Genomic DNA, 11,083 nt, shown 5'->3' with positions numbered 1-11,083 from the left:
GCCCACACCTGGCATGGTCCGGACCGGCATCGGCGCCAGAACCTCCCCCCCCTTCCCCCCCCCCCCCCCCCCCACCCCCTCCCCCCCCCCCCCCCCCCCCCCCACCCCCCCCCCCCCCCCCCCCCCCCCCCCCCCCCCCCCCCCCCCCCCCCCCCCCCGCGGTCTGGTGTCAGGCAATGAGGAGCATCAGGTCAGCCGCCACAGATGGTCCGCCGTGCCGTTGTCGTCGAACTGCACGACCTGTGCGCTGTTGGCCGTCGACATGCCGTCCACCCCGAGGACTTTGCCGCTGTGCCGGTTGCGGAGCAGGAACCAGCCGTCCCCCTTGTCGACCTTCTGCCAGCGCAGATGGGCGGCTCCGTTATCGGTGAACTGCACGGCCTTGGCCGAGTCGGCCGTTGACGCTCCTTCGATGCCGAGTACTTTGCCGCTGTATCCGTTGCGCAGGGTGCACCAGCCCTCGCCTCGGTCGATGAGCTGCCACGCGTGGTCGCCCGTACCGGAGTTGTCGAACTGGACCACGCGTCCGCCGTCATCCAGGGACATACCGTCGACCGCGAGGACCTTGCCGCTGTGCCGGTTCTCGATCCGGCGGTAGGGCGACTCGGGCGTCCAGGGGCGGCCGTCGGGAGCCGCCGTGGGGAACGCGGTGACGCGCAGCCGTGCCGCGCCCATCGGAATGAGCGTCACCTCCTCTTGCTCGCCGGTGGCACGGGCCGGGCTTCGCTGGAGGGGTGCCACCACGTGCTCGTCGTCCGCGACCCACTCCTCCAGGCGCCGAGCGCGAGCACGGATGCGTACCGGAGCGCCCTCGTGCGTGAAGGGGTCGCCGGTCAGCGGTCCGGGATCGGCGGTGAAGGACAGGTCGTCCACCGGGTCGGGGGCGAGCGCGTAGTTCCACGGGGTGGTCGCGCGCACTGCCTGGTGCGGGAAGTCTTCCGTGCCCGCGTACCGCTCGTAGGACTCGCCGATCCGCAGGGAGTACGTCAGGGGGCCGTGGTCGACGCTGACCGCTCCGCTCCTCCAGGCACGCACGGTGGTGCGCTGCGGCAGCCGCAACGTGACGCGGTCCCCCTTGCGCCAGGTTCGCTCGACCTCCGCGAAGGCCGGGCCTTCCGGGGACGGCAACCGGCGGCCGTTGACGGAGAGTTGGGGCCTGTCGCACCAGCCGGGTATGCGCAGCCGGAGCGGGAAGCGCACCGGCTTGGCCAGGTCCAGGGTGAGGGTGACGCTCTCTTTGAAGGGGTAGTCGGTGTCCTCGGTGATCGTGACGGAGGTGCCGTCCCCGACTTTCGCGGTGACCCGGCACGGCGCGTACATCGCGGCGGCCAGGCCGCGGTCCGGAGTCGCGAGCCACAGCTCCTCAGTGAAGTACGGCCAGCCCATGCCGTAGTTGTGCGGGCAGCAGCGGTACTGGTCGACGCCGGGCTGGAAGGCCTGCATCGCGAACCCGTTCTGGAACTGCCCCTGGGTCTTGCGGGTGTTGTCGAGGTCGACGCTGTTGGCACTGGTGACGTAGTGGATACCCGACCCGGCGGGGTCGGTCGCCGCGGGCAGCATGTTGAACGCCAGCTCTTCGCACAGGTCGGCCCAGACCGGGTCCCCGGTGATGCGGGTGAGGAGTTCGTGGCTGGCCATGAACTCGACGATCCCGCAGGTCTCGAAGCCCTGACGGGGGTCGCCGAAGCCGGGGCGCGCGTTCTCGTCGCCCGCGAAGCCGCCGCCGGGGAACTGTCCGTACGTCCCGATCGCGGTCGCGTAGTTGCGGTACGTAGCCCGGGTGTGGGCCGCCTTGCCGGAGCGCAGGGCGTACTGTGCGGGCTCGCGGAAGCCCTGCGCCACATTGACGTTGTGCCAGTCGGCGATGCCGCCGGCCCAGTCCACGCCGTGGGTGTGCATCTTGTCGGCGAGTCCGAGCAGAAAGCCCTCCTGCGTGCGGTTGTAGACCCAGAAGACGACGTCGAGCCCGTCGCCCCATCGCTTGGAGACCCAGCTGGAGTCGAAGGCGCCGGGGCCCTGCGCGTTCATGAAGCGCATGAAGCGCAGCATGAACGGCACGATCCGCTGGTCCCCGGTGAACTCCTCGTGCGAGCGGAGCGCTTGAAGGAGCGGCAGGTAGGGCCAGAAGTCCGGGCCGCCGTTCAGCTGGGTGCGCAGCCGTCTCGGGCCGAAGAACCCATCGGCTTCCTGGGTGGCGATGATCGCGTCGATCCACCGGCCGCTCTCCGCCAGGGCGGTGCGGTCCCCGGTGAGGGCGGCGAGGTCGACGTATCCGCGCAGCCAGTACGTCACTTCCTCCCACCCTGCCTTGTCCGGGTGCACCCAGCCCGAGTCGTCGAACGCGAGGAAGTGCGAGATCTCCGCGTACCGCCCGAACAGGCCGCCGAGCAGGAGGTCGAACTGTCCGCGCAGCCAACCGCGCGCGGTGACGCTGCCCACCGGCAGCTTCTGGAACGCGGTGGGGGCCAGCGGCGCGGCGTTCGGGCCGTACAGACCGCCGCGCGCGGGGGTCGCCGCCTGGGCGGCAGGGCCGCTGACGGCGGCCGTCCCGCCGGCTGCGCCGAGGGTGAGGGCGCCTGAGCGCAGGAGGAAGTGGCGTCGGCCGAGCTGCGTCATGAGTACCGTCCCGTCGTTGTCCGTGTTCGCTGGTGGCTGCCGCACAGGGCGCTTTACAACGTTGGAAAACCGTGGTGTACGTGATCTCGATAACGTGCGAGACAGAGGCAGTTGGTGCTGTCGGGTCTGTTGGAGCAGTTGGCATCCCAGCACCGAGTGACGGCATTGTCCAGAGGGAGGTATAGCCGATCACCGAAGAGGGCAGTGAGCCTCACGTGGCAACGGCCTGCGCACCGCTGTGGTGGTGTCCGCACATCGCGGACTTGCGGGCCCTGACGACGAAGGCGGATCGGTATGCGCAGGGCAATCACCATGAGGAAGAAGCTGTCCGTGCTGCTCGTGACGGTGGCAGCCGCGGCCGCCACCGGAGTGCCGGTCTCCACGGCGCACGCAGCCGATGGGTACGACCGGTGTCCCGACGGCTACTACTGCATGTTCTCGGGGCTCGACGGAACCGGCGACATGATCAGACTCCGGGGGAACACCCCGGATCTCGCTGCGCTCGGCATGGACGACCGGGCCAAGTCGGACTGGAACCGGACGCCTTCGACCATCTACCTCTGGTCCGATCCGCATTACTCCGGCTGTACGGTCGTGACCTCATCGGGCCCGACGGGCAAGGGCAACTTCTTCCCCGCGTACCGGGACTTCTTGAGCTCGGTGCAATTCGACGGGCCGGGCGGACCGAGCTGTGGCACGCCGCCCGGCGAGGGCGGCCTGTGACTGACCGCCGCACTCAAGGACGGGGCGTGCTGTCCTGCGGCCATGTCTCCGGATGCCAGAGGCCGCCGCGCCGCAGTGACTGTGAGCAGTGCCGGAATATCTCGTCTATCTCGACGACGAGCGCCAGTTGGGGCCGCTGACCCTTGACTGTCATCGAGTCGAAGAAGGGGGCGTCCGTCAGGATCCGGGCCCGGCCGTTGATGCGCAGGATGTCGGCGCTGCCGGGCACCAGGTGGAGCAGTCCCACGTGAGGGTTCTGGAGGATGTTGCGGAAGCTGTCGCCGCGCCGGTTGCCGGGGCGGTCGGGCAGGGCGACTGTGTGCGCGTCGAGGGCGTGGGCAAAGCCCGGTGCGTCGCCTCGCGGGGACGTGTCGCAGTTCCCTTCCGCATCCGAAGTGGAGACGACACAGAACGGGGAGCGGGCCAGGATCCCCAGATCGTCCTTTGTCAGTTCGTCGTGGACCTTGTCGATGACGATCGGGTGCGGTTCGCCGAGCAGCCGGGTCAGCTCGTCGCCCGAGCGGAGTTCCTGCCAGGTGTGCGGCGCCGTGACGCTACCGCCCGAGGGCGGAAAGGTGGCGGGGGTCGCGGCGTCGGGCACGGGCGTTCCTCGAAGGTCGGCGAGTAGGGCGAACTGACTGGCGAGCCAGTAAGTTAGGCTCACCTTACTGGAGCGCGAAACAGCAGCTGGAAGTACCCCCTGTGCGGAGCATGAGTAGTTTCCGACTCCGACTCCGACTCCCTCCGACTCCGGCTCCGGCTCCGGCCCCGCAGGGATGTCGTCGCTGAACTGATCGCGTCGAAGTGGGCAGGAAACCGCTCGCGCCTGCCTACTTTTGACGTATGGAAAACGAGTCGCGTGACCTCGCCGTGCCGGACGGCACGAATCCGCTGAGTCGGCTCTCGCTGGAACAACTGCGGCGGCGTACGAGCATGAAGTGGCGGGCCTACCCGCACGACGTACTGCCGCTGTGGGTGGCCGAGATGGACGTCCCGCTGGCAGAGCCGGTCGCCGCGGCGATCACCGATGCCGTGGCGCTCGGTGATACCGGCTATCCCGCCGGAACGGCCTATGCCGAGGCACTGGCGGAGTTCGCCCGTAAGCGGTGGAGCTGGGACGGGCTCGCCGTCGCACGCACGGCGATCGTGCCCGACGTGATGCTCGGCATCGTCGAGATGCTCAAGCTGGTCTCCGCGCCCGGCGAGCCCGTGATCGTCAACTCTCCTGTCTACCCGCCCTTCTACCAGTTCGTCGGCCACCTGGACCGACCCGTCGTCGAGGCACCGCTCGGGCCGGACCTGCGGATCGACTTCGCCGTCCTGGAGGATGTGTTCCGACGTGCGGCACGAGGTGCCGCCAGGCCGGTGTATCTGCTGTGCAGCCCGCACAACCCGACCGGGACCGTGCACACCGCCACCGAGTTGACGCGGATCGCGCACCTGGCGCGGGAGCACGGCGTACGCGTCGTGGTGGACGAGATCCACGCCCCGATCGTGGCGTCGGGCGCATCGTTCGTCCCCTTCCTCAGCGTGCCAGGAGCGGAGAACGGACTGTCGCTGATGTCGGCGTCGAAGGCCTGGAACCTGGCAGGGCTCAAGGCCGCCCTCGCCATCGCGGGACCCGATGCAGCCGACGACCTCGCCCGCATGCCCGAAGAGGTCAGCCACGGCCCCAGCCATCTCGGCGTCATCGCTCATACGGCGGCCCTGAGGGACGGGGGTGACTGGCTCGACGCGCTGCTCGACGGCCTCGACGACAACCGCCGACTGCTGGCGGCTCTGCTCGCCGAGCACCTGCCTGCCATTGGCTACACACCCGCGCAGGGCACCTTCCTGGCATGGCTGGACTGCCGGCAACTGGGCCTGGGCGGCGACCCGGCCGAGGTCTTCTTGCGGCGGGGCCGCGTCGCTCTGAGCTCGGGGAGCACCTTTGGAACCGGCGGGGAGGGCTTCGTCCGTCTCAACCTGGCCGCGTCGCCGAAGACGCTCACCGAGGCAGTCCGGCGGATGGGTTCGGCCGTCGCCTGACGGCGGGCGCAGAGTCAGTCACTTTCGAACGTGAGATCGACACCAGCTGGAGGTGAGGGTCAGTTTCCACTGTGTGCATTCGCCGGCGGTCGCCAGCACGTAGCCTTCACTGCCCACACATGAGTTACTGCTGTTGCAGGTTGGGCAGCCAACACTCACGGGCGCATCAGGTGCGCCCTCCCTCAGGAGTGCTCAGTCGTGAGCACGTCCCACCACCCGCACGACCGCGTGCGCTCACGAAAAGGTCACTGTCATGTCAGACGTTCAGCCGGAAACTGCCGGTGTGCAGGCCGAGTACGCCGCCCGCGTAGCCGCCGACCTCGAGAACAACCGCAAGGAGCAGGAGCGCGTCGGGGCCGAGGTGGCAGCGCTGCAGGAGCAGTTGCAGGCACTGGAGAACGACCACGCGCTGTTGCTGAGCATGCAGCAGGCACTGGGCTCCCCCGGGGCTCCGGCGGCCACCACCAAGAAGGCGTCGAGCCGCGCGTCAACCGGCAAGAAGGCAGTACCCGCCCCTCGGGCAAGTGCGAACACTTCCGGTGCGGCCCGAACGAAGAAGCCCGCTGCCACCAGGAGCAAGGACAAGGACAAGGACAAGGCAGCCAAGAGTGCTCCCAAGGGCGCCGCGAAAAAGCCTGCCGCGCAGACGGCGGGGCCGACGCTGGTCGAGCTGATCGACAGCCACCTCGGCCGGCAGAACGAGCCTCGCTCGGCCGCCGAGATCACCAGCGCACTCTCCCAGGACCGCCCGGACCGCACCATCAAGACCACTGTCGTGCGCACCACCGTGGAGGGCTTGGTCGCCAAGGGCCGGGCGCACCGCACCAAGCAGGGTTCCTCCGTCTTCTACACCGCAGCCGCCCCGGCGGAGCCGGCCGCCGCGCCGCAGTCGGAGAGCGCCGCCGGCTGAATCCGCTCGGAGGTGACCGCTCCCGCTCAGCGGCGGCTCTGTGCGCGCCGTACGAGATCAGTCGCTGCGTCCCGCCAGGCCTCGTGCTCGAAGACGAAGCCCTCTTCGAGCAGGCGGCCCGGGACGACGCGGCGGCTCTTGAGGAGCAGCTCCGTGTCCGTACGGAGCGCGAAGGCACCTGTCTCCGCCATCCACTTGGTGGCGGGGAGCCCCACTCGGACACCTGCCGCGGCGCGCAGTTCGCGCATGAACACGCGGTGTGGGAGCGGTCCGGGAGCGGCGAGGTTCACCGGCCCCGCGATGTCGTCGCGGGCGATCAGGAACTCCACCGCGCGCACGAAATCCCGGTCGTGGATCCAGGACAGATACTGCGCTCCGCCCGCGACCGGCCCGCCGAGGCCCAGCCTGACCATCCGCAGCAGGACGTCGAAGACACCGCCACGGTCGGGGTTCATCACCATGGCCGCGCGCAGAGCGACCTTGCGGGTGTGCGGGGTGGCGGCTTCCTGCTGGGCGTGTTCCCAGTTCCTGGCGATCCGGACGCTGTACTCCCAGTAGTCCGGAACCCCGGTCTTCCGTACCACCGATGACACCCGTCGCCTCGTCGTTGGGTGCGTCGAACCGGTGCGCGTAGATCGTGGCGGTGCTCATCTGGAGCCAGAGCACCGGCGGTTTCGCCGCGGCGGCGATGGCCTCGCCGACGGCCTCGGCGGACTGGACCCGGGAGTCCATCATGTCCCGCAGATTCGCCTCGGTGTAGCGGCAGCTCACGCTGCGGCCCGCGAGGTTGATCACGACGTCACTGCCGTCGATCTCCGCGGCCCAGGGGCCCAATGTCCTGCCGTCCCAAGCAACTTGACGGGTACGTACGGGGTTCCTGGTCAGGACGACCACGTCGTGCCCGGCGGCGGTCATCGCACGCTCCAGGACGGCTCCGACCTGCCCGGTACCTCCGGCCAGCACTACCTTCATCAGGGTCCCCTCTCGTCGACGCCCACGGCGCCAACTGCACTTGGATCAACGGTGGTTGCACGCGGGCAGGCCAGGGACTGCAGGTGCTTCAGGCACTTCAGGTACTTCAGCTGGATCAGACCGCCGACCGGAACCGGAGCGCCACGGCCGGTTGCCGGACGGGTCTGTGCCAGGGCGAGGCCGGCGTCGACCAACGATGACCGGCGCAGGCAGGCGACATCCGGGATCGCCCGCGGGAATCACCTCGAGGATATGCGCACGCGAATCGGCCCGCCCCGGTGGTTCGCCCACCCCCGCGATGAGTTCCTGCCGCGCCGTGAGTCTCCCCTTGACAAGCGCTGGGGTCGAGCAGAGGAACAGCCGTGAACGATGATGTCTGGTCGCTGGTCCACGCGGAGCGTGCGGCGCTGATCGAGGACCTCACGCACCTCGATGACAAGCAGTGGGAGCACCCGTCGCTGTGCCCGGGGTGGACCGTGCACGATGTGGTCGCCCATCTGATCGACACGGCTCGCGCCACGCGCCTCGGCTTCGTGAGCGCCATGATCCGGGCGCGTTTCGACTTCGACCGCCAGAACGCACGCGGCGTGGAGCGCGAGCGCGGAGCCTCACCGCAGGAGACATTGGAGCGCCTGCGCCGGGTGGCTTCGCGGACGTCGGCTCCTCCGGCGCCCCTCGACACCCGGCTCGTCGAGGAGGTCATACACGGCGAGGACATTCGGCGCCCTTTGGGGCTCACCCACTCCTATCAGCCAGAGGCCGTTGTCAGATCACTCCGCCTGCAGGCTCGCACCTCGACGTCCTTCGGCGGAGCCAAGGAGAAGGTGGCCGGTATCCGACTGGCCCCGACAGACGCCGCCTTGTCCATCGGGGAGGGCCCGCACGTACGCGGAACCGCGCTCTCCCTGCTGCTGGCCATCTCCGGACGCCGGGCCGGACTGGACGAGCTGGACGGACCGGGATTGGTCACGCTGCGGGCGGCTGCCTGACGTCCCCGCGGGTCGACGGGTGCGGCTCTTCGTTCGGCGGGCGTGCCTCTTCCGTCGACGGGTGCGGCTCTTCCCGGAGGTACACCACCTGTATGCCCGAAGGCTCAGGTGACGCCGCCCCCGGCCTGGTCCTACAAGACCGGCGGGCCCTGCTCCACGCGGCGCAGCACCGGTGCGAGCCGGTCGAGCCCTTCGCTGGTCTGGATCTGCCGCTCGTCCCACCACGTGACTCCCGCGTCGGCCAACGGGCCGATCAGGTCGCGGGTCCCGGCCGTGTCGCCGCCCGGCGTCGCACCGCCGAGGACGATCTCGAAGGGGGCGTCCGAGCGGTCCTCGCGCTGCGTTCTCAGATAGGCCACCAAGTCGTGGACCTGGTCGATCGGCGGCACGTGTCCGTGTTCGGCGTCGGTGAACAGCGGGACCGCGCCGTCCCAGCGGGCGGCCCGGCGCATGGGCGGGCGGTTCGGCCAGAAGCCGGCGACCCAGATCGGCGGCCGAGGGCGCTGCTCCGTGGCCGGCAGCAAGGTCACGTCCCGTGCCTGGTAGTGCTGCCCGTCGTGGTCCACCGGCTCGCCCGACCAGTAGCGCTGCAACAGGTCCAACCCCTCGTCCAGCCGCTCGGCCAGCACCTTCGGGTCGGTGGCATCGCCGAAACTCGCGTACTCGTCCTCGATGGGCCCGCCGAGCCCCGCGCCGAAGGTGACCCGGCCGCCACTCAGGACGTCCAGGGTCGCCACCTGCCGGGCGAGCTGCTGCGGGCGCCGCCGGGCTACCGGGGTGACCAGCGTGCCCAGCCTGATCCGGGAGGTGGCGAGCGCGGCGGCTGTCAGCAGCATCCAGGGGTCCCCGAAGGGCCTGCCCGCGTGCTTGCGGTGCAGCACGTGGTCCCAGACGAATATCCCGTCCCACCCTGCTTGTTCCGCCGCGACGGCCAGCTTCGCCACGGTCCTCGGGTCTGCGAAGTCACCGAAGTTCGGAATGTTGACCGAGTAACGCATCCCCGCATCCTGCTGCACGGCACCGGGCTCGGCAACCGCAAACCCGGCTCAGTGGAGCGCCGGTGCGACCACGTCATCGGGGGCGGCGGGCCCGCCTGCCGCATGTTGCACCGCGGCCTGCGCCAGACCGGTGATCAGCGGGTGGGGGCGGGTGCCGTCGCCGTGCAGTTCGGGCTGGAACAGCGTGGCCAGGAAGAAGGGGTGATCGCGCAGTTCGGCGACGCGGATGTCACCGCTCTCGTCGGTGCCGGTGAAGTCGAGTCCGTGGGTACGCAGCCGTTCCACGTAGGCGGGGTTCGGGCCGTAGTTGCAGTGGTAGCGCTCCACCGTCCGCTGGGCACCGATGAGCTGGGCCGCCCGGGAGTCCGCCTCGAGGACGATCGCGCCCTCGTGGCCGACGAGGGAGCAGGCCAGCGGGACGAGCACCTCCTCCCCTCCCCCGGCATTCCGGCTGCCGCCGTTGTCCAAGGTGGTCTTCTCGGGAGCCCTTTGCGGGATGTTCTCGGCATGGACCGCGTCACTGAGACCGCACACCGACCGGGCGTACTCAAGAAGCAGGTACTGAAAGCCGCCACAGGTCCCCAGGAAGGGGATGCGCTGTTCCCGGGCCGTGCGGATGGCGGCGAGCGCCCCGGCTTCGCTGCGGTAGGGGCTGCCGGGCAGGACCCAGACGGCGTCGAAGCCTTCGACGCCGGACTCGGCCTCCTGGGTGGGAATCCAGTACGCGTCCAGGCTGAGGCCTTCGCGGGCGCGCAGGGCCTCAAGGAGGGCGGGGACACGGGTGTGGGAGCGGACGTGGTCGGAGCGGTCCGCGACCAGTGCGATACGTGCGGTGGGAGTCATGCGGCCATCGTCAGCGGCGCCACCACATCGCGTCCAACGATGATTGATGCACCGCGCATTAGCGTTACTGATGCACGGGCGATACTGATGCCCATGGACCCACACCTCCTGCGGACCTTCGTCTCCGTCGTCGGCAACCGCTCCTTCTCCGCTGCCGCCCAGGAACTGGGCTACACCCAGTCCGCCGTCTCGCAGCACATCGCCACACTCGAAGCCGACCTCGGCCCGCAGCTCGTGCATCGCCGACCGGTGGGGCCCACCGAGGCGGGCGAGCGTCTCATGGAACATGCCCGGCCCCTGCTGCTGCGCCTGGACGCGGCCCGCGCCGACATCGCCCGGCTCCACGCCACGCGCTCCACACAGCTGACCGTCGCGGCGACCCCTCTCGCGCTGACTCCCGCCCTGGCGAAGGCCCTCGCCCGGATCCGCCGTCTCGCCCCCGGCCTCGCGGTATCGCTCGACGTGCTGGGGCGGGAGGCGGTGGTGAGTGCCGTCATGGCCGGGGACGCCGACCTCGCTCTGGTGGACGGGGCAGCGGCGCCGACCGATCCCCTGCCGCTGTCCGACCCGGGCCCTCTGACGACCACCGCCGTCGCCGAACAGCCCCTGGCGGCCTTGCTCCCGGCCGACCATCCACTGGCACGCCGGAGCACCCTCCAACTGCTGGACCTCACCGACGCGCACTGGCTGGACGCACCCGATACGGCGGTACCCCTGACCCAACTCCGCGCCGCCGCACACACCGACGGCTTCCGCCCACAGATCACCTACCGCGGAACAGACGTCAGGGGGGTGGGTTCCCTCGTCGCCGGCGGCCACGGCCTGGCGGTACTCCCGCTCGCCACAGCCGCCGAACTGCCGGGGACGGCCGCCGTCCCCCTGTCCGTGCCCCGCCTCGTCCACCGCACCGAAGCGCTGCACCCGACCCATCCCGCCGCACCTGTCCCCGAGTTGGTCACCCTCCTCGGCAGCTGACCGATACTGCGGCCCCGCCTGAACGAGAG

9 protein-coding genes and 2 pseudogenes are annotated in these 11,083 nt (G+C 70.0%); 5 read left to right on the top strand and 6 right to left on the bottom strand.

Annotated elements, in window-relative coordinates:
* Positions 1–186 precede the first annotated feature (186 nt).
* Positions 187–2,616: an RICIN domain-containing protein gene (locus ACZ5WE_RS34755; protein ID WP_467694409.1), complete on the bottom strand. Its 2,430-nt coding sequence runs from the start codon at positions 2,614–2,616 to the stop codon at positions 187–189.
* Between the two features lie 294 nt (positions 2,617–2,910).
* On the opposite strand from ACZ5WE_RS34755, the gene ACZ5WE_RS34750 reads away from it, so the two are divergent.
* A complete protein-coding gene (locus tag ACZ5WE_RS34750; protein WP_467694411.1) occupies positions 2,911–3,339 on the top strand; it encodes a peptidase inhibitor family I36 protein in 429 nt (142 codons plus the stop codon).
* Positions 3,340–3,352: 13 nt separating this feature from the next.
* On the opposite strand, the gene ACZ5WE_RS34745 is transcribed toward ACZ5WE_RS34750, so the two are convergent.
* Positions 3,353–3,940, bottom strand: coding sequence for an MSMEG_1061 family FMN-dependent PPOX-type flavoprotein (locus ACZ5WE_RS34745; RefSeq protein ID WP_467694413.1), 588 nt, complete (start codon positions 3,938–3,940; stop codon positions 3,353–3,355).
* 242 nt (positions 3,941–4,182) lie between these two features.
* Between ACZ5WE_RS34745 and ACZ5WE_RS34740 the strand changes: the two genes are divergently transcribed.
* The gene (locus tag ACZ5WE_RS34740; RefSeq protein ID WP_467694415.1) at positions 4,183–5,367 is read left to right on the top strand and encodes a MalY/PatB family protein; all 1,185 of its coding nucleotides are present in this window, start codon (positions 4,183–4,185) and stop codon (positions 5,365–5,367) included.
* A 253-nt stretch (positions 5,368–5,620) separates the two neighbouring features.
* Positions 5,621–6,277: a hypothetical protein gene (locus tag ACZ5WE_RS34735; protein WP_467694417.1), complete on the top strand. Its 657-nt coding sequence runs from the start codon at positions 5,621–5,623 to the stop codon at positions 6,275–6,277.
* 26 nt (positions 6,278–6,303) lie between these two features.
* On the opposite strand, the pseudogene ACZ5WE_RS34730 reads toward ACZ5WE_RS34735, so the two are convergent.
* A pseudogene (locus ACZ5WE_RS34730) lies at positions 6,304–7,249 on the bottom strand (epimerase).
* A 110-nt stretch (positions 7,250–7,359) separates the two neighbouring features.
* Positions 7,360–7,476, bottom strand: a pseudogene (locus ACZ5WE_RS34725) (NUDIX hydrolase); the annotation flags it as partial.
* A 135-nt stretch (positions 7,477–7,611) separates the two neighbouring features.
* Here ACZ5WE_RS34725 and ACZ5WE_RS34720 point away from each other — a divergent pair.
* Positions 7,612–8,238 carry a maleylpyruvate isomerase family mycothiol-dependent enzyme gene (locus ACZ5WE_RS34720; protein ID WP_467694419.1) on the top strand — a complete coding sequence of 209 codons (627 nt, stop codon included), beginning with the start codon at positions 7,612–7,614 and terminating at the stop codon, positions 8,236–8,238.
* A 131-nt stretch (positions 8,239–8,369) separates the two neighbouring features.
* On the opposite strand, the gene ACZ5WE_RS34715 is transcribed toward ACZ5WE_RS34720, so the two are convergent.
* Together ACZ5WE_RS34715 and ACZ5WE_RS34710 are read right to left on the bottom strand one after the other, a co-directional pair.
* Positions 8,370–9,236: an LLM class flavin-dependent oxidoreductase gene (locus ACZ5WE_RS34715; RefSeq protein WP_467694421.1), complete on the bottom strand. Its 867-nt coding sequence runs from the start codon at positions 9,234–9,236 to the stop codon at positions 8,370–8,372.
* Between the two features lie 48 nt (positions 9,237–9,284).
* Entirely contained in the window at positions 9,285–10,079 is a 795-nt protein-coding gene (locus tag ACZ5WE_RS34710) for a CTP synthase C-terminal region-related (seleno)protein (protein ID WP_467694423.1), read from the bottom strand.
* Between the two features lie 93 nt (positions 10,080–10,172).
* Between ACZ5WE_RS34710 and ACZ5WE_RS34705 the strand changes: the two genes are divergently transcribed.
* Positions 10,173–11,054, top strand: a complete 882-nt coding sequence (locus tag ACZ5WE_RS34705; protein WP_467694425.1) for a LysR family transcriptional regulator — start codon at positions 10,173–10,175, stop codon at positions 11,052–11,054.
* Positions 11,055–11,083 lie beyond the last annotated feature (29 nt).

It is taken from the genome of Streptomyces sp. NPDC033180 (genome assembly GCF_055577645.1).
This window is presented reverse-complemented; position numbering and strand designations above follow the sequence as displayed.